At 40.2% G+C, this 22,981-nt stretch carries 19 protein-coding genes and 1 pseudogene; 13 read left to right on the forward strand and 7 right to left on the reverse strand.

Annotated features, from left to right (window positions below):
- Positions 1 to 25: 25 nt before the first annotated feature.
- Positions 26 to 937 (reverse strand): alpha/beta hydrolase, encoded by a 912-nt coding sequence (locus WBW42_RS09960; RefSeq protein WP_004790086.1) that lies wholly within the window; start codon positions 935 to 937, stop codon positions 26 to 28.
- Between the two features lie 152 nt (positions 938 to 1,089).
- On the opposite strand from WBW42_RS09960, the gene WBW42_RS09965 reads away from it, so the two are divergent.
- Complete coding sequence (locus WBW42_RS09965; protein WP_002121971.1) at positions 1,090 to 1,527, forward strand: DUF2147 domain-containing protein; 438 nt, start codon at positions 1,090 to 1,092, stop codon at positions 1,525 to 1,527.
- A gap of 38 nt (positions 1,528 to 1,565) precedes the next feature.
- Here WBW42_RS09965 and WBW42_RS09970 read toward each other — a convergent pair whose 3' ends face one another.
- Complete coding sequence (locus tag WBW42_RS09970) at positions 1,566 to 1,916, reverse strand: arsenate reductase (protein WP_032057097.1); 351 nt, start codon at positions 1,914 to 1,916, stop codon at positions 1,566 to 1,568.
- A gap of 459 nt (positions 1,917 to 2,375) precedes the next feature.
- The gene (locus WBW42_RS09975) at positions 2,376 to 3,200 is read right to left on the reverse strand and encodes an exodeoxyribonuclease III (protein ID WP_016142748.1); all 825 of its coding nucleotides are present in this window, start codon (positions 3,198 to 3,200) and stop codon (positions 2,376 to 2,378) included.
- 38 nt (positions 3,201 to 3,238) lie between these two features.
- On the opposite strand from WBW42_RS09975, the gene pyrE reads away from it, so the two are divergent.
- On the forward strand, positions 3,239 to 3,889 hold the full coding sequence (pyrE, locus tag WBW42_RS09980) for an orotate phosphoribosyltransferase (RefSeq protein ID WP_000211305.1): 651 nt from the start codon (positions 3,239 to 3,241) through the stop codon (positions 3,887 to 3,889).
- Between the two features lie 51 nt (positions 3,890 to 3,940).
- On the opposite strand, the gene WBW42_RS09985 is transcribed toward pyrE, so the two are convergent.
- The 3 genes and pseudogenes from WBW42_RS09985 to WBW42_RS09995 form a co-directional block, all read right to left on the reverse strand.
- A complete protein-coding gene (locus WBW42_RS09985) occupies positions 3,941 to 4,408 on the reverse strand; it encodes a surface-adhesin E family protein (protein ID WP_032057096.1) in 468 nt (155 codons plus the stop codon).
- Between the two features lie 146 nt (positions 4,409 to 4,554).
- On the reverse strand, positions 4,555 to 6,744 hold the full coding sequence (locus WBW42_RS09990) for a TonB-dependent receptor (protein ID WP_032057095.1): 2,190 nt from the start codon (positions 6,742 to 6,744) through the stop codon (positions 4,555 to 4,557).
- A 230-nt stretch (positions 6,745 to 6,974) separates the two neighbouring features.
- Positions 6,975 to 7,187, reverse strand: a pseudogene (locus WBW42_RS09995) (DUF1737 domain-containing protein).
- A 160-nt stretch (positions 7,188 to 7,347) separates the two neighbouring features.
- Between WBW42_RS09995 and gshB the strand changes: the two are divergent.
- From gshB to lpxC, 8 genes are all read left to right on the forward strand, one after another.
- Complete coding sequence (gene gshB, locus WBW42_RS10000; RefSeq protein ID WP_032057094.1) at positions 7,348 to 8,292, forward strand: glutathione synthase; 945 nt, start codon at positions 7,348 to 7,350, stop codon at positions 8,290 to 8,292.
- Positions 8,293 to 8,529: 237 nt separating this feature from the next.
- Positions 8,530 to 9,627 (forward strand): undecaprenyldiphospho-muramoylpentapeptide beta-N-acetylglucosaminyltransferase, encoded by a 1,098-nt coding sequence (murG, locus tag WBW42_RS10005; protein ID WP_005078668.1) that lies wholly within the window; start codon positions 8,530 to 8,532, stop codon positions 9,625 to 9,627.
- 11 nt (positions 9,628 to 9,638) lie between these two features.
- Positions 9,639 to 11,087 carry a UDP-N-acetylmuramate--L-alanine ligase gene (gene murC, locus WBW42_RS10010; protein ID WP_002122011.1) on the forward strand — a complete coding sequence of 483 codons (1,449 nt, stop codon included), beginning with the start codon at positions 9,639 to 9,641 and terminating at the stop codon, positions 11,085 to 11,087.
- Between the two features lie 37 nt (positions 11,088 to 11,124).
- Positions 11,125 to 12,051 (forward strand): D-alanine--D-alanine ligase, encoded by a 927-nt coding sequence (locus tag WBW42_RS10015; protein WP_032054508.1) that lies wholly within the window; start codon positions 11,125 to 11,127, stop codon positions 12,049 to 12,051.
- 2 nt (positions 12,052 to 12,053) lie between these two features.
- Positions 12,054 to 12,908 carry a cell division protein FtsQ/DivIB gene (locus WBW42_RS10020; protein ID WP_014207933.1) on the forward strand — a complete coding sequence of 285 codons (855 nt, stop codon included), beginning with the start codon at positions 12,054 to 12,056 and terminating at the stop codon, positions 12,906 to 12,908.
- A 60-nt stretch (positions 12,909 to 12,968) separates the two neighbouring features.
- A complete protein-coding gene (ftsA, locus tag WBW42_RS10025) occupies positions 12,969 to 14,231 on the forward strand; it encodes a cell division protein FtsA (protein ID WP_002122057.1) in 1,263 nt (420 codons plus the stop codon).
- A 164-nt stretch (positions 14,232 to 14,395) separates the two neighbouring features.
- The gene (ftsZ, locus tag WBW42_RS10030; RefSeq protein WP_002121912.1) at positions 14,396 to 15,571 is read left to right on the forward strand and encodes a cell division protein FtsZ; all 1,176 of its coding nucleotides are present in this window, start codon (positions 14,396 to 14,398) and stop codon (positions 15,569 to 15,571) included.
- 111 nt (positions 15,572 to 15,682) lie between these two features.
- Entirely contained in the window at positions 15,683 to 16,585 is a 903-nt protein-coding gene (lpxC, locus tag WBW42_RS10035; protein ID WP_002121967.1) for a UDP-3-O-acyl-N-acetylglucosamine deacetylase, read from the forward strand.
- A 97-nt stretch (positions 16,586 to 16,682) separates the two neighbouring features.
- Here lpxC and WBW42_RS10040 read toward each other — a convergent pair whose 3' ends face one another.
- On the reverse strand, positions 16,683 to 17,129 hold the full coding sequence (locus tag WBW42_RS10040; RefSeq protein WP_080776784.1) for a DciA family protein: 447 nt from the start codon (positions 17,127 to 17,129) through the stop codon (positions 16,683 to 16,685).
- 100 nt (positions 17,130 to 17,229) lie between these two features.
- Here WBW42_RS10040 and WBW42_RS10045 point away from each other — a divergent pair, with 100 nt between their 5' ends.
- The 3 genes from WBW42_RS10045 to WBW42_RS10055 all read left to right on the forward strand — a co-directional run bounded on the left by WBW42_RS10045 (position 17,230) and on the right by WBW42_RS10055 (position 22,874).
- Positions 17,230 to 17,922, forward strand: coding sequence for a M23 family metallopeptidase (locus WBW42_RS10045; protein ID WP_002121983.1), 693 nt, complete (start codon positions 17,230 to 17,232; stop codon positions 17,920 to 17,922).
- A 249-nt stretch (positions 17,923 to 18,171) separates the two neighbouring features.
- Positions 18,172 to 20,889, forward strand: coding sequence for a pyruvate dehydrogenase (acetyl-transferring), homodimeric type (gene aceE, locus WBW42_RS10050; RefSeq protein WP_032057092.1), 2,718 nt, complete (start codon positions 18,172 to 18,174; stop codon positions 20,887 to 20,889).
- Positions 20,890 to 20,891: 2 nt separating this feature from the next.
- Positions 20,892 to 22,874 carry a 2-oxo acid dehydrogenase subunit E2 gene (locus tag WBW42_RS10055; protein WP_032057091.1) on the forward strand — a complete coding sequence of 661 codons (1,983 nt, stop codon included), beginning with the start codon at positions 20,892 to 20,894 and terminating at the stop codon, positions 22,872 to 22,874.
- Positions 22,875 to 22,981: the final 107 nt, after the last annotated feature.

Here is a 22,981-nt window from a genome sequence, read left to right on the forward strand (position 1 = left end):
TCTATTCACATCATTTATAAATAAATTAAGTTTTATCGAGTTCGTGGGCAAATTCAGCAATATCTGCCAATGCTTGTTTAGCCTCATCAAACCATGCATTAAACATCTGGAAGTTATGCCACATGCCCGTATAAAGTTTGAATTGAACTTTAACGCCAGCATCTTCAGCTTTTTCTCTAAAACGCTTGGCATCGTCTAATAAGATTTCTTTAGAACCCACTTGAACTAAAGTAGGTGGTAGGCCATGCAAGTCATCGAAGATAGGGGAAACACGCGGGTCGTCGGCTGCGATGTGATTGCCTATATAGTACTGAGTGCCTGTTTGTAGTGCCTCAATTGATAATAAAGCATCATGTTTTTTGTTAAACCGAAGAGACTCACTCGTGAGTGTTAAATCCAAAAATGGAGACAACAAGATCAGGCCACTCGGCATGAGTTCAGGTTGTTCTTTTAAACGTAAGCAAAGTGCTAACGCTAAATTTGCCCCGCATGAATCACCCGATAAAATAATATCTTTCGGCTGAATACCTTGTACCACCAAAGACTGATAGATGTCATATAGGGCTTCAGTTGCCTCAGGGTAAGGATGTTCAGGTGCAAGCGGATAGTCCACATGAATAATCTGCATTTGAGTACGGGCAGCTAAATCCGTCATAAAAGCATGATGTGTTTTGACACTACCAAGGAAAAAAGCACCGCCGTGAATGTGAAAAATCAGTTGAGTTGCAGAATCTTGCGGTTTGATTTCTTCACCTTTAATACCTGCTAGTCGAATCGGGCGCACGGAAACATTTTTTTGTCGTGGGAAAGCACGACACATCTGATCTAGCACAGGACGTAAGGCAGTAGCCGGCAAATTTAGCTGGCTTGGCTTGCGAATTGTTGTTTTAAGAAAAGTTTCTGTAAAATAATATTTCCAAACATTTGATATATTCATATAGCATCCATTTTTATGCTAGTTTCTTGTTTTCTTGTAAATTTTATTTTGCAAGATTACAAGGTTACACGAAACAGTCACATTCAAAAATTGCAATATCTTTGCGACTTCTGAATACTGAAAATCTTGAAAGACCCAAGGATATTACAAAAATGAAAAAGATTGCTTTAGCTTTAGGACTCATTGGTATGGCTGCATTTGCCAATGCGGCTGATTCACTCAATGGAACGGTATGGAAAACGATTGATGATCAGACCAACAAGCCAAAAGCCGTAGTGAAATTTACGGAACAGAAGGACGGAACCTTAACTGCAACCATTCAGAACATTTTGACACCGGGTGAAGAAAACGCTTGTACAAAATGTGAAGGTCCGTACAAAAACAAACCGCTTAAAGGTGTCACCATTGTACATAATTTAAAAAATGTAGGTGGTAACAGTTATGAAAACGGTACGATTTTAGACCCAAAATCAGGTAAAACTTACAAACTGAAAGGTGAGTTAACCGATGGCGGCAAAAAGCTTAAATTACGTGGTTATATTGGCGTTTCTGCACTTGGTCGTAACCAAACGTGGATTCGCGCGAACTAAAAGTTTTAATAAAAAAACGAGCCAAATGGCTCGTTTTTTTAGGCTTGAATATTTTGATAGGCGGTTTCATCAAAACCCACAATAAAACCCTGTGAAGTTTTTAAAATAGGTCTTTTAATCAAACTTGGTTGAGCAATGAGTGCTTCAATCAGGTGATCTTCACTGCTTAGAGCACGATTTTGTTCTTCTTCTGAAAGCTTGCGCCAAGTCGTTCCTTTTTTGTTGAGAACGGTATCTTTTCCAATTTCTTTTAACCAGATTTTTAAAGTATCTGCATCAATGCCTTGTTTTTTATAATCATGAAAATCATAGTTAAGCCCTTTAGCCTGTAAGGCATCAAATGCTTTTTTCATTGAGTTACAGTTTTTAATTCCATAAATTTTTAACATTTTATCGGACCATGTCAAAAAGAGAGAGCACACAGCCTAACCCAAAATGCTTTTAAGCACTACTTTATACCGATACTTTTAAAACAAATGAAAATTAATGATTAATCGAAAGAGAAATGTCATGTTATTGTCATAAGACAAGGTAATAATGAGCTTAATAAGAAGAAGTTAAAACTAAAAGAACAAAGAACTTAGCGCAAAATAAGAGACAGAAAAGAGAAAACCCGCATTTAATCATCCTGATCATGCGGGTCTCATTTCAACGTCCAATGTCACATCCTTGCAAATAAACTTATCATAAGTTTATTTTATCTTCCTACGGCGTCCTATCCTTTTGCGTCATCCTGACTGCTTCCCTGTGCCGTGGGGCTATAATGCCGTTAAAGCTGTGTAAGAAAAATACTCAAAAACGACATATGCTGTAAGCGAAAACGACAATGTAAGTGAACGAGTGTTCACTTATTCTTGAATTTTATAGTCAATAATAACGGGTGCATGGTCGCTAAACCATTGATCTTTATAAACCCAAGCATTAATTGTACGTGCTTTCCAGTCTGGCGAGCATGCATGGTAATCAATACGCCACCCTACATTTTTTGCACGAGCTTGACCGCGATTTGACCACCACGAATAAAGTTCTGCTTCTGCGCGAACTACACGGAAAGTATCGACATAGCCAAGTTCATCATAGATATGATCAAGCCAAGCACGTTCATGTGGTAAACAACCAGATGATTTCTGGTTACCTGACCAGTTTTTGATATCTATTCGTTTATGAACAATGTTGTAGTCACCACAAATGATGACTGACTTGTTTTCATCACGCCATTGTTTCAGAATTTTTGCGTATTCACCTAAAAATAAATCTTTACGTGCTTGCGCTTCTTCACCACTTGAGCCCGAAGGTAAGTATAATGACGCAATATGTACCGGATGTGACAAACCTAAATCGAATTCCGCAGAAATAAAGCGGCCTTGACTGTCAGCCAGCTCAAACCCTAAACCATCTTTAACAGAGACGAAGGGTAGACGGCTATATATCGCAGTCCCCGCATAACCTGCACGCTCTGCTGGAAAGAGATGGGTATGCCATCCTTCGGGTCTAAATTTTTCAGTCCATTGTTCATGGGTAATGCGGCTTTCCTGCATGCATACGACATCGGCATCTGATTGTTCTAACCATTCAAGTAAGCCTTTCGTTACTGAAGAACGTAAGCCATTTACGTTAATGGAAACGACTCGAAGAATTTTTACATCACTTGGATACTGATCCTTTGGTATCATGCGAAAATTTAACCTCAATTGTGAATTTGGAGCACCTCATGACAACGCCTGTGTCATTTCACCCGCAAGCATTTATCGAACTCGCATTATCACGCGGTGTGCTTAAATTTGGTGAGTTTACTTTAAAATCTGGACGCGTGAGTCCTTATTTTTTTAATGCAGGCCTACTCAACGATGGTGAAGCTTTATCTCTTTTAGCGCAAGGCTATGCTGATAAATTAACACAATGTGAAAATGTTGATGTGATTTTTGGACCAGCTTACAAAGGTATTCCATTTGTAGCTGCGACTGCTGTTGCTTTGTCTCAAGTCCATAACAAAAGCGTGCCATGGGGCTTTAACCGTAAAGAAGCGAAAGATCATGGCGAAGGCGGTGTTTTAGTTGGTGCTGCGGTTGAAGGCAAAAAGGTCTGGATTATTGATGATGTAATTACCGCAGGTACAGCGATTCGCGAAGTGGTAACGATTTTGAAAAATGCCGGTGCAACTATTGCGGGTGTTTTGGTTGCGCTAGATCGTCAAGAACGTGGTCAAGGTGAACTTTCTGCAATTCAAGAAGTTCAAAAAGAATTAGAAATCCCTGTACATGCACTGATTACCATGAAAGATTTAATGGATTATTTGGAAGCGAAAGGTGAAAAAGAAGCGCTAGCAAACATGCAAGCTTATCGTGAAAAATACGGGATTTGATTTTTAATAATATAAAAGGAAGGAGCGCTTGAGCTCTTCTTCCTTTTATGACTAATTATTTTTTATGTAGTTCAGAACACATGCCATTTCTAAAATTCTATTTGCCATAGAATTAGGAATAGCTGGTACTTCTTTTGGAAATTCTACTTCTTCTATTGAAAATATTTTAGAATTCGTAATTGAATAAGTTGCAGTAGACAACAACATCATTTTTTTATTTTTGCAGTCAAATTGCCATAACCCTATAGAGTTTAAATCTCCTAGATTGACTGATGTAGTTTTAACAGGGGCTATTACGATGGAATCTGAAATAGATTTAATTAGTTGATAACTCAAATAATGAATTTTTGTATCATCTCTAGCATAACTGATCCATCCTTTGTTGAGGTTGTCTTTAATACTATTTTGCTGTTGTTTTGATAATTTTTGATATGTATCAATTGAAAGAGTAATGATTTTTGCCTCTGTTGATAGCGATAAAAAAAATAATAAAAAAGTTAAAATAAACTGTTTATTCATATTGTTGATTTAATTGGTATCTTTAATGAGGAAAGTATAATCTAAAAATTAAATATTTTATTTATTGAAGATAAAAAACTTGTTTCTTTTATTATTAAAAACAAAAAGCATACCCCTAAATAGGGGTATGCTTTTTTAATATTTACTTAAAACTGATAATTCAAACGCAATAACACATTACGTGGAGTGCCTGGCATGCTGTCCGAACGCCAATATTCTTTATTAGTTAGGTTATTCACTGCAAGTGTGACATTCCATGGGTCTGCACTATAACCAATCGCTGCATCGACACGGTTAAATCCTTCCATTTTTACTTGATTATTAATATTTGGATAATAAGACCCGACATAGGTTACGCCCACCTCGGTATACCACTGCTCGGTTGGTAAATAACGAACAAATAAATTACCCGTGTTTTTAGATGTATTTGCTAAATAGTTACCTTCTTGTTCAGGCTTTTGTTTGTCTTCTTTTACTTTTGCATCTGTGTAACCATAGCCACCGCGGACAAAGACATTATCAAGTACGCGGCCAATAAAGCTAAATTCGAGACCACGAGATTGATGTTGACCAGCAGTTGCCCACACATCTGGTTGCTCATTAGGATTTGGTTTATAGCGGATATTATTTTTACGAATATCAAAAACAGAAAATTGAGTATTTAAACGACTATCTAACCATTCGCTTTTTACTCCGACTTCATATTGCTCGTTATATTGAGGTTCTTTATCCATTTTTGTGACATCGGTGCTTGCAGTGACTTGGTTAACACCCATTTGTCCGCCAAATGGTGCAAAGCTCTTAGAGTAAGAGGTATAAAAGCTATGTTCCAGAAGCGGTTGCCATACAAAACCCACATTTGGGCTAAAGCTGCCATCTTTTACATTACGATGTTCATTCTTAATTTTGTTAGTAGTTGAAAAGTCAAAGTAATCGTAGCGGATGCCCATCATCAGTTTAAGTTGGTCATTTAGACCAATTAAATCTTGAATAAATACGCCGTAAGTTGTGCCTTCATTATAGTTATGCTGACTAATTTCTAATGGGCCATTGCCACGACTGTACTCTCGTTCACCAGTGATTGGATTAACGTAACCATAAATGGCTGACCCATTTTGAGTTTTATTGGCTAGACGTGGCTCTCGTTGCTCATAAGTCCAGTCTGTACCCACCATAATTTGGTGTTCAAGCGAGCCTGTTTTGAACTTGCCCTTAATATCAAAGGTATTGGTGGTGGTCTTATTGCTGGTTTGTTGCCAGTAGTAAATTTGGTCGACGTAACCTTTTTTAGTACAAGACTCATTCTTTGAGTTTTTACCATCTAAACCACAATAAGTTCCAAAATAAAAGTGGTCAAAGTTTTGTTCTGCTTGTCGGTAACTTGCTGCCCAGTGAAAGTTCCAATCAGGCGCATATTGATAATTCACATCGGTGCGGACCACTTGCAAAATATCATCCACATAATCGCCGTCTTGGGCAAATCCCATTTTAATTGAAGTCCCTGCAGGCAGAATGTCACGTGATGGTCCGCGATCAGGTACACGACCTAATTTGTCATAGGTGTATTGTGTGGTCCAAGTGAGTGTTCCATCATCATTTTTATAGGTGAAACTTGGTGAAAACATTTCAATTTTATTTTCAATGCCAGAGCGGAAGCTGCCTGACTCGCCATATTCTCCAGTTAAACGTACTGCTAGATTGTCATTAAGTACTTGGTTGATGTCAGCCGTTGTTCCGTAGTTATCATATGAACCAGCGTACGCACCAACTGAACTTTTAGAGTCAAAATTGGCGAATTTACTCACCATATTCACAACCCCGCCGCCAGCACTACGGCCATATAAAACAGAGGCGGGGCCTTTTAAAATTTCAATACGTTCGATATTTGCTGTACTACGACGTACTTGTCCGCTTTCACGTATGCCATCACGGTAAATATCACCTGTATCAGCACCAAAGCCACGAATTGTGATGCCATCACCGCGCATATCGTAACTGGTTGATACGCCAGGGGTGCCTTGCAGCATAACGCTTAAATCATTTGATCCATAAATTTTATATTTCTGAACATCAATTGTATCAATGGTTTGAGGAATATCTTTTTTGTCTAAACCATTACGTGTGACATTGGCTTTATCATAGTCGATATAACTTTTAATTGGGTCGAGCTCACTCATTGCCTCAATTTTTATGGTGGGCATGGTAGCTGCCACTTTTGCGGCTGAATCAGTCGGTTCCTCTGCGTAGGCACCTTGAATATTCAAGATCATTAAACTGAGTAAGCTCAGCGGGAAAAGACGCTTCATTTGGGGAGATGGTATAGAAATTCTTAACATAAAAATAAAATCAATTAACAAAAATAAAAGTATAAATGATAATTATAATCATTTAATTGTTTAGAATAAAAGAACTATTACCTTAAAAAATGACATATTTATTTTTTAATAACTGATTTTTAGTAAGTTAATTAGCAAATTAAATGAATTGTATGAGTTGACTCATTAGTTTTTCTTGTTAATTGGGGTTTAAAGGGGACTTTTTACCGATTAAAAGCACCCTTCTGGAATTACGCGTTATTTTTGAGAACATCTAAAATATCCATTTCTGGATCATAATTTTCATCAATTGTTTTGCAAATTGCTTGTCCCACAATGACATGCGTGCCGTTAAAGGTCATAGTGGGTGCTTCATATAACTCCCAGTCATGATTCAGAGCTTTAGTCACTCATGCACAAAAAGCAGAGTCATCGGGGCCAGTTAAATAGCGATAAAGTTTCATGTTTAGCCTTTAAAAATAATATTTTATGATCATAGTTTAACTGAATTTACCTTAATTCAAGATAAAGAAATAACCGATAAGGTTTTACTGAAAATAAGAAAAACCAGTGAAAAATCTCAGTTATACTCATGCTAATTTAAATTTTAAGAAGAGCTTGAGCATGCGTGTACTTGTCATCATGGATCCGATTGAAACCGTAAACCTTAAAAAGGATTCAACCATGGCAATGTTGTGGGCGGCGAGCCGTCGTGGACATGAATTAGGTTATGCATTACAACAAGATTTATATATCGATCAAGGCAAAGCTTACGGCCTCATTTCACCGTTAAAGGTGTTCGAAGATTACAACCATTACTATGAGCTGGGCGAAAAGAAAAAGGAATCAATTGCGGCTTACGATGTTGTGCTCATGCGTAAAGATCCGCCGTTTGACATGAATTTTGTCTACACGACTTACGTGCTTGAGCAAGCTGAGCGCGAAGGTTCATGGATTATTAATAAGCCTCAATCACTGCGTGATTGCAATGAAAAACTCTTTGCAACGCAGTTTCCAGAGCTACAAGTGCCTACACTTGTAACATCTCAACAAAGTTTAATTCGTGAATTTATTAAAGAACATGGCGATGTAATCGTTAAGCCACTTGATGGTATGGGTGGTATGGGAATTTTCCGTTTATATCAAGATGGTGTAAATATTGGTTCTACCCTAGAAATGCTTACAGAGCTAGGTACTCGTCCAATTATGGCTCAGCGTTACATTCCTGAAATTGTAGAGGGGGATAAGCGTATTTTAATGGTAAATGGCGAACCTGTTCCTTACTGTCTAGCTCGTATTCCACAAAATGGTGAAGTACGCGGTAACTTGGCGGCAGGTGGTTTAGGCCAAGCGCGTCCGCTTACTGAAAATGATAAGTTGATCGCAGCGAAAATCGGGCCTTTCTTACGCGAAAAAGGTTTAGTTTTTGTAGGCTTAGATGTGATTGGTAATTATGTCACTGAAATTAATGTCACTAGTCCAACCTGCATCCGCGAAATTGATGCTCAATTTGGTACATCAATTGCCGATGATCTATTTGATGTATTAGAAGCTGGCCGTACAGCTTAATTATTTATTTCAGGTGATTTTCAGCGGTATTTATTGGAAATCACCTGAAAATATATGAATTAATAAAATAACAATACTAAATACACCACAGCTTTGTAGGCATATTTTCAAAAAAGCACATCTTTCTGTTATAAACGAGTGAAATTAGCTTTTCGTTAATGAAGCTTTAGGATTAAAATAAACGGCTACAAAAATAGATGACAATTTCCATTGTTTTTTGAGTTGAAGAATTAGACCGTGACCGATTCACAGCAAAGCAAACCCAAACATGTCATGATGATGGCTGCCGGTACAGGTGGACATGTTTTTCCAGCCCTCGCCGTAGCCAAACAACTTCAACAACAAGGTTGTCAGGTTTCATGGTTAGCCACGCCAACAGGTATGGAAAATCGGTTATTAAAAGATCAAAATATTCCAATATATCAAATTGATATCCAAGGTGTTCGTGGCAATGGATTAGTCCGTAAAGTTGCTGCACCTTTTAAAATTTTAAAAGCCACTTTTAGTGCAATGCGCTATATGAAACAACTTAAAGTTGATGCGGTTGCAGGCTTTGGTGGTTATGTAGCTGGTCCAGGTGGTTTAGCCGCACGTTTGTTAGGTATTCCTGTACTTATTCACGAGCAAAATGCAGTTGCAGGTTTTACCAATGCACAGTTATCTCGTGTTGCTAAAGTGGTGTGTGAAGCATTTCCAAATACCTTTCCTGCTGGTGGAAAAGTTGTAACCACAGGAAACCCTGTGCGTCGTGAAATCACGGATATTTTAAGTCCAAAGTGGCGTTATGATGAGCGTGAGCAAGCAGGCAAGCCTTTAAATATTTTAATTGTGGGCGGGTCTTTAGGTGCCAAAGCACTCAATGAACGCTTACCTCCAGCATTAAAACAATTACAAGTTCCACTCAATATTTTTCACCAGTGTGGTCAGCAACAAGTTGAGGCAACTCAAGCACTTTATGCAGATGCACCAGCTAATTTAACTGTACACGTTTTGCCATTTATTGAAGATATGGCAAAAGCTTATAGTGAGGCAGATTTAATTATTTGCCGAGCTGGAGCACTCACAGTAACAGAAGTTGCAACAGCAGGTGTAGCCGCAGTTTTTGTACCACTCCCTATAGCAGTTGATGACCATCAAACTGCAAATGCCAAATTTCTGGCGGATGTCGGTGCTGCGAAAATTTGCCAGCAATCGACCATGACACCAGATGTTTTAAATGAATTGTTCACTTCGCTGATGAACCGCCAATTACTTACTGAAATGGCAGTGAAAGCGCGTCAACATGCCCAACCAAATGCGACTCAGCATGTGGTTGATCTTATCCAAAAAATGTAATCGGATTTACTATGTCTCCATCAACAGCTGCGAACCAAGCAAAAAAACTGATTAAAGTGCCTGAAATGCGCCGTATTAAACACATTCATTTTGTGGGGATCGGTGGCGCTGGGATGTGTGGCATTGCAGAGGTTTTGGGTAACCAAGGCTATAAAATTTCCGGTTCGGACATTAAGGCGTCTAAAACTACAGAACAATTAGAGAAAAATGGCATCAAAGTTTATATTGGCCATCAACCGGAAAATATTAAAAATGCCAATGTACTTGTAGTTTCTACAGCAATTGATCCGGAAAATCCGGAAATTAAAGCTGCGATTGAACAGCGCGTTCCAATTGTGCGTCGTGCAGAAATGCTAGGCGAGCTTATGCGTTACCGTCACGGTATTGCTGTGGCTGGTACACATGGTAAAACCACAACTACAAGTCTTTTGACGACGATGTTGGCCGAAGAAAACCTTGATCCAACTTATGTTATTGGTGGCTTACTTAACAGTACAGGCGTAAATGCAGCGTTAGGTGAAAGCCGTTTTATCGTAGCTGAAGCTGATGAATCAGATGCATCTTTCCTTTATTTGCAACCAATGGCAGCGATTGTAACCAATATCGATGCTGACCATATGGATACCTATGAAGGTAGCTTTGATAAATTAAAAGATACGTTTGTACAGTTCCTTCATAACCTACCATTTTATGGTTTGGCTGTAGTTTGTGGTGATGATGCAAACATTCGTGAAATTCTACCGCGTGTAGGCCGTCCGGTCATTACTTATGGTTTTAATGAAGATAATGACATTCGTGCAGTTGATATTGAACAAGATGGTATGCAATCGCACTTCACTGTGTTGCGTAAAGGCCGTGAACCATTGCGTTTAACAATTAATCAACCAGGCTTACATAATGTTTTAAATGCCTTGGCAGCAATTGGTGTTGCAACAGATGAAGGTGTTTCTGATGATGCAATTAGTCGTGCATTAGAAGGATTTAGTGGTGTAGGTCGCCGCTTCCAAGTGCAAGGTGAATTTGAACTTGCTGATGGCAACGTTAAGTTAGTTGATGACTATGGACACCATCCGAAAGAAGTAGAAGCAACTATTAAAGCTGCTCGCCAAAGCCATCCGGACCGTCGTTTGGTTATGTTGTTCCAGCCACACCGTTACTCTCGTACTCGCGATTGTTTTGATGACTTCATTGAAGTGCTCTCTCAAGTCGATCAATTATTATTGTTGGAAGTTTACCCTGCTGGTGAAAAACCTATTGTGGGTGCAGATAGCCGCACTTTAGCGCGCAGTATTCGTTTACGCGGACAAGTAGAACCGATTTTGGTCGATCCGGTTGAAGGTAATTTGCAAAACATCATGCAAAATGTGTTACAACCAAATGACTTGTTATTAACACAAGGTGCGGGTAACGTGGGAGCAATTTCAGTAGAACTTGCACAACACCATTTGTATGTGAAATAAACAAAAAGTATTGAATAATCGGGTTAAGGATTTAAACGTGTCAAATGCTACAAAATTCGGCAAAGTTGCCGTGTTGTTTGGTGGGAAATCGGCTGAGCGTGCTGTGTCTTTGGATAGTGGTCAGGCAGTTTTGGACGCTTTGTTACGTTCAGGTGTTCAGGCTGAAGCATTTGATCCACAAGACCGCAGTGTGACTGAACTTGTAAATTATGATCGTGCATTTATTGTATTGCATGGTCGCGGCGGTGAAGATGGCCAAATTCAAGGTGTGCTTGAATGGTTAAATCTGCCTTATACAGGAACAGGTGTGCAAGGTTCTGCTATTGGCATGGATAAAGTTAAAACCAAGCAAATCTGGCAGGGTAGCGATTTACCTACAGCGCCATATCGCATTATTACTAAAGAAACAGATTTAGATGCGGTGATTGCTGAGTTAGGTTTACCTGTCATTATCAAACCTGTACATGAAGGCTCGAGTGTCGGCATGAGTAAGGTTGAGAAAGCAGAAGACTTTGCTGCTGCAATTGAAAAGGCGACTCAGCACGATGCTGTGGTGATGGCAGAAAAATGGATCACTGGTCGTGAATTCACAATTTCATTCCTCAATGGACAGCCTTTGCCAGTTATTCGTTTGCAACCACCAGCAGATGTTGCTTTCTATGACTATGAAGCGAAGTATCAACGTAACGATGTAGAGTATGGTATCCCTTGTGGTCTGAGTGAGGCTGAAGAGAAAAACCTACAAGCATTGTGTTTACGTGCTTTTCAGGCGGTGGGTGCAGAAGGCTGGGGCCGTATTGATGCGATGCAGGATGAGCAAGGCAATTTCTGGCTTTTAGAAGTAAACACTGTTCCAGGTATGACCAGCCACTCTTTAGTTCCAAAAGCTGCTAAAGCTGTTGGTTATAGCTTTGATGAATTGTGTGTTGCGATTCTTGAGCAAACATTGGAAGGTACGGCTTAAATATGGCACAACTTCCGGCTTCCATGCGCCGTAAACGTGCGGCCATCACCTCTATTCATGATAAACCGCCTACGCGTAAGCAGAAGCTTGCGAATGCTGGTGGATGGGTGCTGTTGGTTATTGCTTTTGTAGTGCTGGCAGTCGGAATTTATGGGTTATATAAAGTTATTACAGATGCAACAGTTGCAAAACTAGAAGTTGTAGGTTCAGCGTCTTCTGTTGAAACACAACAAGTGATGCAACATGTTGCTCCAATTATAAAAGCGAATTATTTCACATCTGATTTAGAACAGATTCGTGACAAAACATTAGAAATTTCATGGGTAGACCGAGTTGTTGTATCTCGCGCTTGGCCCAATGGTATTCGTGTTCGTGTCATGCCTCGACATGCTATCGCCCGTTGGGGAACAGGTCGCTTGTTAAGCGATGGAGGCGATGTATTTAGTGAGGCGGAGCCGACAATTCATCCTGAACTTCCGTTGCTTCATGGGCCGGTAAGTCAGTCAAAAATGATGATGCGACGCTATAATGAAATTAATCAATTATTCCATCCTGTTAATTTACGCTTAAAAGAGTTATATCTGACTGAGCGAATGACTTGGTTTATGCAATTTGATTCTGGTTTACGTATTATTGTTGACCAAGATCAAACAATGAATAAGTTGCAACGTTTAAGTCATCTGGCACAATCTGACTTAAAACCGGTGTGGTCGAAAATCTCAGCCATTGATTTGCGATATCGTAATGGATTATCTATTCAATGGAAGAACGCAACACCACCTAAAATTGTGAATGGTCAGTTTGTTGTAACGAGTGATGACACAAGCATTGCAGGTGGAACAAAAGCAAAGCCATAATACGTGGCTTTAAAATAGGCAATTTGCCTGGTATTAAACAACAAAGAAATGGTATGAGTGATGAGTGAAGCTGTTCCCTCAGTTGTTGCGATTGACATTGGGACGCATAAAGTTTCAGTTTTGATTGGAAAAATTCATGCGCCGGATAACATTCAAGTTATCGGTATGGCAACTGCTCGCAATCGAGGCATGAATAAAGGAAAAATTGTAAGCCTCGATAAAGTCATTGCTGCGATTAAAAATGCTGTTGCTGAAGCGGAAAATATGGCCGAATGTCGCATTCATAGCGCATGGGTATCTATTCCGAGTACCGAGTTGCAAAGTTTTTATGCCTCTGGTCGCACACCAGTATCTAATCCAGCACATGTGATTACAACAAATGAAGTCGTGCGCGCGTTAGAATTGGCAAAAGCAAGTCATGTGACTTCTGATTACTATTTAGCAAGTGCAGTGCCGTTAGGCTTTGAATTAGGTGATTCTGCTGAATGGGTGCAGAATCCAATTAATATGACTGCCCATAGTATGACTGGACATTATCAGTTAATGATGATGCCTATAGCGACTATGCAAAACCTTGATCGTGCCATGAAAGGTGCAAATATCGGGGTTGAAAAAATGGTGGTGTCTTGTCTGGCAACCGCTGAGGCAAGCTTGCTGAAAGATGAAAAAGAGTATGGTGTTTGTCTGGTTGATATTGGCGCAGGCATTACCAATCTTGCTGTTTATCTAGATGGTCGTTTAGCTCTAGCACGTACATTGCAACGCGGTGGTGAGCACGTTACACGTGATATTGCTGCTGTATTGCAAACCACGACAGAAGAAGCTGAACGAATTAAAATTCTGCATGGTTGTGTCGATTTAAGTGCTGTTAAGCCAGATCACATGATTCAGGTAGAAGGAATTGATGGCCCTCAAACGATTAGCCGAATTGAGTTGTCAGAAATTATTATTGCCCGTTATGAAGAGATCTTTAGCCAGATTCGCGATGAACTCGAACAAAGTGGTGCAATTCATGGTTTATACCATGGGGTAGTATTGACAGGGGATGCTTGTCAAATAGAAGGTATGGTGAGTTTAGCTCGTCGTATGTTGGGTGTATCTGCACATTTGGGTAATCCGCCGTTACAGGTTTATGCTGATGATCAACATCAAGCAGCCTTACGTCGTTCTATGTATGCAACAGCAGCTGGTTTGCTCATGTTTAGCCAAAGTGAGTTGCAAGATGCTGTTGAAGAGCCTGAAGAGGCAAATGACCGTTCGGTATGGGAACGAATGGTAAATGGCTGGAATGCGTTTAATAGCAAGTTAAAAGCCATTTTTTAGGATGTATGTATTTATTGGTAGAATTGTTAGGAAGTTGTAAGAGAAAACCGCTGTACTTGACAAGGTTGGTATTGCACAGCATTCTTAAAATTAGTTATTTTTGAAAATCAAGGCAGTATACGGGCTGAAGTGACTGCCATAATGTATTAGGAACCCTAAAGGTCATGGCCTCATTTGAATTTATAGAAGATGAACTAAACGATGGCAACGGTCAAGCCCGTTTCACTGTATTTGGTGTAGGTGGTGGTGGCGGTAATGCCGTTCAACATATGGTGCAGTCTGATATTCAAGGTGTTAAATTCGTTTGTGCCAATACAGACAAACAAGCACTGGACTGTATGAATGCACCTTTCAAAATTCAGTTAGGCGAGCAAAGTACACGTGGTCTTGGTGCTGGTGCTAACCCCGAAGTAGGGCAAGTTGCAGCAGAAGAAAGCCGTGAAATCATTCGTCACCACCTTGAAGGTACGGATATGGTTTTCGTTACCGCTGGTATGGGTGGTGGTACAGGTACTGGTGCAGCGCCTGTTGTGGCTGAAGTTGCCAAAGAAATGGGCATTTTGACTGTTGGTGTAGTTACAACGCCATTTAACTTTGAAGGCCGCCGCCGTTTAAAGTCTGCTGAACGTGGTATTGAAGCACTTGAAGCACATGTTGACTCATTGATTATTATCCCTAATCAACGCTTATTAAGTGTATATGGCGATATTTCAATGAAAGATGCTTATAAAAAAGCTGATGATGTATTGTTAAACGCTGTACGTAGTATCTTTGACTTGGTTGTTAACCGTGGTCATATTAACCTTGACTTCGCCGATTTGAAAACTGCAATGAGTACTCGCGGTTACGCAATGATGGGTGCTGGTTTAGGTCGTGGTGAAGATCGTGCACGTCAAGCTGCTGAACAAGCGATCCGTAGTCCATTACTTGATAATGTTAATATTATTAATGCCAAAGGTGTGTTAATTAACATTACGGGTGGTGATGATATTACGTTACGTGAAACAGAAATCATTACTGACGTTGTGAACCAGATTGTTGACCTTGATGAAGGCGAAATCTTCTACGGTACAGTATTTGATCCAGATGCACGTGATGAATTACGCGTAACAGTGATTGCAACTGGTTTAACTCGTAATGCAGCAGATGCTGAACCAAGAAAACGTAATACGGTAAGCCATGCTTCGTCTCAATCAGCTCAATCTGTTGATGAAGATGACGTTCCTGCAATTAATAAGCGTCAAAACGCCGATAATGAAGTCAGTAGCACAGCAAGTTCTACTCCGCGTTCTTCTCCAATGAGTATTCAAGATTACTTGAAAAATCAGCAACGTAAGTAAATTATCGTTAGATTGAATGAAGGGCAGTGTTTAAACACTGCCTTTTTTTTATTTTTGATCAATGACTAAATATGCTAACGTATAGCGGTTTTAAAAAAGAAGTTACAAAGCATGGTGAAACAGCGTACTCTCAATCGTGTGGTAAAAGCGAGTGGAATAGGTCTTCATAGCGGTCAAAAAGTGATGATCAATTTCATTCCACATACCGTGGATGGAGGTATTGTATTTCGCCGTATCGATTTGGATCCGCCAGTTGATATCCCTGCTAATGCATTGCTCATTCAAGAAGCTTTTATGTGCTCCAACTTGGTAACCGGAGATATAAAAGTAGGCACAATTGAGCATGTAATGAGTGCGATTGCAGGTTTAGGAATTGATAACCTGATTGTTGAGGTATCTGCTTCTGAAGTTCCAATTATGGATGGAAGTGCTGGTCCATTTATTTACCTTTTAATGCAAGGTGGATTGCGTGAACTGGATGCACCGAAAAAATTCATAAGAATATTAAAACCAGTTGAAGCACTTATCGATGATAAGAAAGCAATTTTTAGCCCTCACAATGGTTTTCAATTAAATTTCACGATTGATTTTGACCATCCGGCATTTGCTAAAGAATATCAATCTGCGACGATCGACTTTTCGACCGAAACTTTTGTTTATGAAGTCAGTGAAGCACGTACTTTTGGTTTCATGAAAGATTTGGACTACCTGAAGGCAAACAATTTAGCATTAGGCGCAAGTTTAGATAATGCAATTGGTGTAGATGATACAGGGGTCGTCAACGAAGAAGGTTTACGTTTCGCTGATGAATTTGTTAGACATAAGATTTTAGATGCAGTTGGTGATTTGTATTTGCTTGGTCATCAAATTATTGCCAAGTTTGATGGCTATAAATCAGGACATGCTTTAAATAATCAGTTGTTACGCAATGTTCAAAGTGATCCGAGTAATTATGAAATTGTAACATTTGATGACGAGAGTCAATGTCCAATTCCATATGTGAGCGTGACATAAGTCCTTGTCTTTATTTGGCTACGTTATAATGTAACATTTAAAAGTGTGATTATAATCACATAATAATAATGATTCTAATTAAGAAATAGAAAGCTCGTCATTTTTTATTGCTTGCCAAACGTAGTAAAGCTTGGCTAAGCTTAGGGTCGCTCACGAAGTCGGCTGCACTACGTAACATTTCTTGTGTTTCCGGGGGAATGGGTTTAGATGGCTCAGATGAGGGTGCATTTGGAATATTTTTATTTCTCAATCGGACCTGAATTCGTTGTAAGTCTTTTAACCCTTCAAGCTGAGATAATTTAGATACATATTGGTTCTGTAAATAACTGAGTTGACTAATCATCGCTTGATTTTCACCAGTAATGATTAAAGAGCCATTTTGATAACACACGACCTGCCATCGTTCCGGTTGGGGCAATAAGGGTTGGATAATTTTCGTAAGTCTTTGCCATTGCGCGACTTGCGTTGTTAGAAACGTAAGGTTTCCTGTTTTTATGTGTTTTCCGGTTTGTTGAAAAACGTTATCGGGTTTAGACATGGTCATTCTCGGATGGATTCTTGTCTTAATCTTAAGCGTTCATTTCAATCGATATCAAGGAAGAGATCATAAGGAACTTGAGTAAGAACAGTTTCAAGAGGTTTTTATGCACACGCGTCGTATTTTATTAGCGTTTTCACTTGCCGCTTCGGCAGCATCAGTTGCTTTTGCAGATTATCAAACAATTAACCAATCTACTGACTCAGATCGATTGGAACAGCTATCAAAAACATTATCTCAAGGTTCATATACTCATCCCGATGATTTAGATCTTCCGGCGAGTGCGAAAGTTTCAGTGACCTTACGCCAAAAAACAGTTGAACTCAACAATGAGTCGCTCGCAAAGAAGTACGGTAACACAACCGCAAAAAATTCTTTTAATGCCTCTTCTTCAAATTCTTACTCTTGGTTAGTTTCTCACCCTCTTCCTGATACTGTACGAGTTTCTTCAAACTTTGGTGGCCGCACTATGGGTGGTCGTGCAGAACATCATGGCGGATTAGATATGGCTGCTCCGAGTGGCACGCCAATCTATGCTACAGGCCCAGGTATTGTAACTAAATCTGGCTGGGGCACTGGCTATGGTCAATATGTTGAAATTAACCACGGCAATGGTTATTTAACGCGTTATGCTCATGCTTCACGTCTAATGGTGCGTGTAGGCGACCAAGTCTCTGCCGGTGAACATATTGCTAATGTAGGGTGTACAGGTCGCTGTACTGGTCCACATTTGCACTATGAAGTAGTAAAAGATGGTCAACGTAAGAACCCAACTACTTACTTGGCGATGCTTCCATAAAAGCATAGTTAAAAAGGTAAGGTTATTAAATTTATGAATCTAAAACTAAGCTAAACCTTTTTTAACGCAAAGATTGTATAAAAAAACGCCATTATTGGCGTTTTTTTGTTATTTTGTTTACTGCTCGGTCAATGACTATTCATTCAGAAAATAATAGGGCCCCCTCACATTCACCCGAGGCAATAACTTGAAAGGGGTAAAACGTGGTAAAAATACAAAGTAGATTAGAGAACAAGGAACAGGTGAATTATGGCGTTTTACGGTGACTCCGACGCACAAGAAACCCAAGAATGGCAAGATGCATTCGATTCAGTTTTACAACATATGGGAACTGAACGAGCGGCATTCTTGTTGGAAAAACTTTACCAACAAGCAATTGCTAAGCATGTTCCAATTCAACGTCTCAATACACCTTACTTAAATACAATTTCTGTTGAAGAACAACCTGCAATGCCAGGCGACCAAGATATGGAACGCCGTATTCGTGCATTGATTCGTTGGAATGCCTTAGCAATGGTACTTCGTGCGAATAAAACAGGTGATGATTTAGGTGGACACTTGGCGAGTTTCGCATCAAGTGCAACATTATATGACGTAGGTTTTAACCATTTCTTCCGCGCAAACAGCAATAACTTTGGCGGAGATATGATTTATTACCAAGGGCACTGTGCTCCTGGTATTTATGCACGTTCATTCCTTGAAGGACGTTTAACTGAAGAGCAGTTAAGTAATTTCCGTCGTGAAGTTGGCGGTAACGGTTTACCAAGCTATCCACATCCATATTTAATGCCTGACTATTGGCAATTCCCAACCGTATCAATGGGTCTTGGTCCAATCATGTCAATTTATCAAGCGCACATTCAAAAATATTTGATGAACCGCGGCTTGATCAAAGAAGAAGATCGTAAAGTTTGGGCTTATCTTGGCGATGGTGAGATGGATGAGCCAGAAAGTACTGGTGCAATTTCACTTGCTGGTCGTGAAAAGCTTGATAACCTTATCTGGGTTGTTAACTGTAACTTACAGCGTCTAGATGGTCCTGTACGTGGTAACGGTAAAATCATTCAAGAGTTAGAATCTTTATTCCGTGGTGCAGGCTGGCGCGTAATTAAAGTGGTATGGGGCCGTCATTGGGACCCACTACTTGCAAAAGACAGCACAGGCGCTTTAAAAGCGGTAATGGAAGAGACAGTTGATGGTGAATACCAACGCTATCAAGTGAAAGGTGGTGCATACACACGTGAGAAATTCTTTGGCAAGTACCCAGAAGCTGCGGAACTTGTAAAAGATTTAAGCGATGAAGATATCGATAATCTTAACCGTGGTGGTCACGACCCTTACAAAGTGTTTGCTGCCTATGCAGAAGCAATGAAAGCTAAAGGTCAACCAACAGTTATTCTTGCGAAAACTGTTAAAGGTTACGGTTTGTCTGAAGAAATTGAAGCGGTGAACAAAACTCACCAAATCAAAAAAATGCAGATCGACTCTTTGAAATATGTACGTGACCGTTTCAATCTTCCATTTACAGACGATAAGTTAGAAGAGCTTCCATTCTATCGCCCAAGTGAAAACTCTCCAGAAATGAAGTACATGAAGGCGCGTCGTGAAGCGTTAGGTGGTTACCTACCTGCACGTCGTAAAGAGAGTGAAATTTTAGCGATTCCTGAATTATCTGTATTTGATGCTGTATTAAATGGTTCAGGTGGTAAAGAACAATCTACCACTATGGTGATGGTGCGTTTAATTGCTTCTTTACTCAAAGAAAAAGCGATTAAAGACCGCGTAGTACCAATTGTTCCAGATGAAGCACGTACTTTTGGTCTGGAAGGTATGTTCCGTCAGCTTGGTATTTATGCTGCTCACGGCCAAAAATATACTCCAGAAGACCAAGAACAGTTAATGCATTACCGTGAAGCAAGTGACGGTCACATGCTTCAAGAAGGGATTAACGAAGCTGGTGCAATGAGTGCATGGGCTGCGTTGGCAACAAGTTATTCAACGAATAACTTACCAATGATTCCGATGTACATGTACTACTCAATGTTCGGTTTCCAACGTATTGGTGACATTGCATGGGCTGCGGGCGATGCACAAGCTCAAGGTTTCTTGTTAGGTGCAACAGCTGGTCGTACAACGTTGAATGGTGAAGGTCTACAGCACCAAGATGGTCATTCACATATCTTGGCGAACACTATTCCAAACTGTGTATCTTATGATCCATGTTTTGGTTATGAATTAGCTGTAATCGTACACGACGGTTTACAACGTATGTATGTGAACCAAGAGCGTGTGTTCTACTACTTAACTGTAATGAACGAAAACTATGAGCATCCTGCAATGCCTGAAGGCGCTGAGGAAGGCATTAAACGTGGTATGTACTTATTCGAAAAAGATGAAAAAGCAACTGTCCAATTACTTGGTTCAGGTGTAATTCTTCGTGAAGTAATCAAAGCTGCGAAAATCTTACGTGATGAATATCAAATCCACTCAAACGTTTGGAGTGTAACAAGCTTCAATGAGTTGTCACGTGATGGTATGGCATGTGAAGAATACAACCGTTTACACCCACTTTCTGAAGAAGTGAAAGAATCTTGGGTATCTAAACAGTTACGTGGTACAGAAGGTATCGTTGTTTCAGCAACAGACCATATGCGTGCTTACAGCGAACAAATCCGTGCTTATCTTCCAGATGGTCGCCCATTTGTTGCATTAGGTACAGATGGATACGGTCGTTCAGATACACGTGCTAACTTACGTAGTTTCTTTGGTGTTGATGCTGCACATATCGTTGTTGCTACTTTGAAAAAATTAGCTGACGAAGGTGAAGTGGATGCACGTTTAGTTAAAGACGCAATTTCTAACTTTGAGTTAGATACTGACCGTCCAGTGGCATGGGCTCCTCAAGCGCATCCAGAAGTTCAGGCAGTTGCTGAATATAATGAAACGCAAACAGGTGAGGGGAACTAAGCATGCAAATTAAGACCCCTGATATTGGTGTAGATAAAGCAGTTGTTGCTGAAATTTTAGTAAAAGTTGGCGACAGCATTGCAGAAAATGACAGCCTTGTTTTGCTTGAGTCAGATAAAGCCTCTGTTGAAGTGCCTAGCACTTCAGCAGGTGTGGTAAAAAGCATCTTAATCAAAGAAGGTGATAGCGTAACTGAAGGTACGGTATTGCTTGAACTTGAAGCTGCTGGTGCTGCACCAGTAGCTCAAGCAGAAGAAGCTCCAAAAGCTGCACCAGCAGCTGAACAAACAGCAGCACCGGCAGCGGCTCAACAGCCTTCAACTGCTGCTCAATCAGCAACGGCAACAACCAGCCAAGTGGTTGAAGTTCAAGTTCCCGATATTGGTGTTGAAAAAGCACTAGTTGGTGAAATTTTAGTAAAAGTTGGCGAACAGATCGATGTTGAACAAAGCATCGTTGTGGTTGAGTCTGACAAAGCAACTGTAGAAGTACCAAGCAGTGTTGCAGGTACTGTAGAAAGCATTCAAGTTAAAGAAGGCGATACAGTTAAAGAAGGTGTTGTTCTTATTCAAGTAAAAACAACGTCTGCATCTAGTGCACCAGCTGAGGCACCTGCTTCTACAACAGCAGCTCCAGCGGCAGCACCTGCACCAGCTCAGCAAGAAACTGTAGCATCGACTGCTACTCAATCTGGACTGGTTGATATTAACGTTCCTGATTTGGGTGTAGATAAAGCAGTTGTTGCTGAAATCTTGGTTCAGGTTGGTGACAAAGTTGATGTAGACCAAAGCCTTGTTGTTGTTGAGTCAGATAAAGCAACTGTGGAAGTTCCAAGTACTGTTGCTGGTGTTGTGAAAGCAATTCACTTGCAAGCAGGCCAACAAGTTTCACAAGGTGTATTACTGGCAACAATTGAAGCTGAAGGCCAAGCACCTGCTGCTGCACCAGCGGCGAAAGCAGAATCAGCTCCACAGGCAGCAGCACCTAAAGCGGCAACTCCTGCTCCGACTCAAGCAGTATCTGCCCCTGCTTCTTCTGGTAATGATAAATTAACCAAAGAACAAGAAGCCGAAAACGCTAAAGTTTATGCAGGCCCAGCTGTGCGTAAGCTTGCTCGTGAACTTGGTGTAGTTTTATCTCAAGTTAAAACTTCTGGTGAACATGGCCGTGTTGTTAAAGAAGATATCTTTGCGTATGTGAAGACTCGTTTAACTGCACCGCAAGCGGCACCAGTTGCTTCGGCTGCACCAGCGGTTTCGGGTTTGCCAAAGCTTCCTGACTTCACTGCGTTTGGTGGCGTAGAAGAAAAAGTACTGACACGTTTGCAGCAAGTATCAATTCCGCAATTGTCGTTGAACAACTTTATTCCGCAAGTCACCCAGTTTGATTTGGCAGACATTACTGAGTTGGAAGATTGGCGTAATGAGTTAAAAGGCAACTTCAAAAAAGAAGGTATTAGCCTGACGATTATGGCATTCATTATCAAAGCGGTTGCGTACTTGTTAAAAGAAGAGCGTGAGTTTGCAGGTCATCTATCTGATGACGGTAAATCAGTGCTCTTGCGCAATGAAATCCATATGGGAATTGCGGTAGCAACACCTGATGGTTTAACTGTGCCAGTACTTCGTAACCCAGACCAAAAATCAATTAAGCAAATTGCAGTTGAATTGGGTGTGTTAGGTCAAAAAGCACGTGATAAGAAATTAACACCAAAAGACTTACAAGGTGCGAATTTCACCATTTCAAGTTTGGGCGCAATTGGTGGTACCGCATTTACACCTCTTGTGAACTGGCCACAAGTTGCAATTTTAGGTATTTCACCTGCAACAATGCAGCCAGTATGGAATGGTAAAGACTTTGATCCGCGCTTAATGTTGCCGTTGTCATTGTCTTATGACCACCGTGTAATTAATGGTGCAGATGCAGCTCGCTTTACAAATAAACTTACGAAACTTCTTAAAGATATTCGTACTTTATTAATCTAATATTTTTAAATGAATCATTAAAACCTCGCTTCGGCGGGGTTTTATTTTGATATTTAATTTAATTGGTTTTAAGTTAATCTAAAGACGAAAAATGAAGTGTCGAGAGA

This window comes from Acinetobacter sp. LT1, from assembly GCF_059800965.1.

Bases quoted from the DNA above. Each gene is read 5' to 3' on its own strand.
- WBW42_RS09960 (WP_004790086.1), bottom strand. From the start codon at position 937: ATGAATATATCAAATGTTTGGAAATATTATTTTACAGAAACTTTTCTT.
- WBW42_RS09965 (WP_002121971.1), top strand. From the start codon at position 1,090: ATGAAAAAGATTGCTTTAGCTTTAGGACTCATTGGTATGGCTGCATTT.
- WBW42_RS09970 (WP_032057097.1), bottom strand. From the start codon at position 1,916: ATGTTAAAAATTTATGGAATTAAAAACTGTAACTCAATGAAAAAAGCA.
- WBW42_RS09975 (WP_016142748.1), bottom strand. From the start codon at position 3,200: ATGATACCAAAGGATCAGTATCCAAGTGATGTAAAAATTCTTCGAGTC.
- pyrE (WP_000211305.1), top strand. From the start codon at position 3,239: ATGACAACGCCTGTGTCATTTCACCCGCAAGCATTTATCGAACTCGCA.
- WBW42_RS09985 (WP_032057096.1), bottom strand. From the start codon at position 4,408: ATGAATAAACAGTTTATTTTAACTTTTTTATTATTTTTTTTATCGCTA.
- WBW42_RS09990 (WP_032057095.1), bottom strand. From the start codon at position 6,744: ATGTTAAGAATTTCTATACCATCTCCCCAAATGAAGCGTCTTTTCCCG.
- gshB (WP_032057094.1), top strand. From the start codon at position 7,348: ATGCGTGTACTTGTCATCATGGATCCGATTGAAACCGTAAACCTTAAA.
- murC (WP_002122011.1), top strand. From the start codon at position 9,639: ATGTCTCCATCAACAGCTGCGAACCAAGCAAAAAAACTGATTAAAGTG.
- WBW42_RS10020 (WP_014207933.1), top strand. From the start codon at position 12,054: ATGGCACAACTTCCGGCTTCCATGCGCCGTAAACGTGCGGCCATCACC.
- ftsA (WP_002122057.1), top strand. From the start codon at position 12,969: ATGAGTGAAGCTGTTCCCTCAGTTGTTGCGATTGACATTGGGACGCAT.
- ftsZ (WP_002121912.1), top strand. From the start codon at position 14,396: ATGGCCTCATTTGAATTTATAGAAGATGAACTAAACGATGGCAACGGT.
- lpxC (WP_002121967.1), top strand. From the start codon at position 15,683: ATGGTGAAACAGCGTACTCTCAATCGTGTGGTAAAAGCGAGTGGAATA.
- WBW42_RS10040 (WP_080776784.1), bottom strand. From the start codon at position 17,129: ATGACCATGTCTAAACCCGATAACGTTTTTCAACAAACCGGAAAACAC.
- WBW42_RS10045 (WP_002121983.1), top strand. From the start codon at position 17,230: ATGCACACGCGTCGTATTTTATTAGCGTTTTCACTTGCCGCTTCGGCA.
- aceE (WP_032057092.1), top strand. From the start codon at position 18,172: ATGGCGTTTTACGGTGACTCCGACGCACAAGAAACCCAAGAATGGCAA.
- WBW42_RS10055 (WP_032057091.1), top strand. From the start codon at position 20,892: ATGCAAATTAAGACCCCTGATATTGGTGTAGATAAAGCAGTTGTTGCT.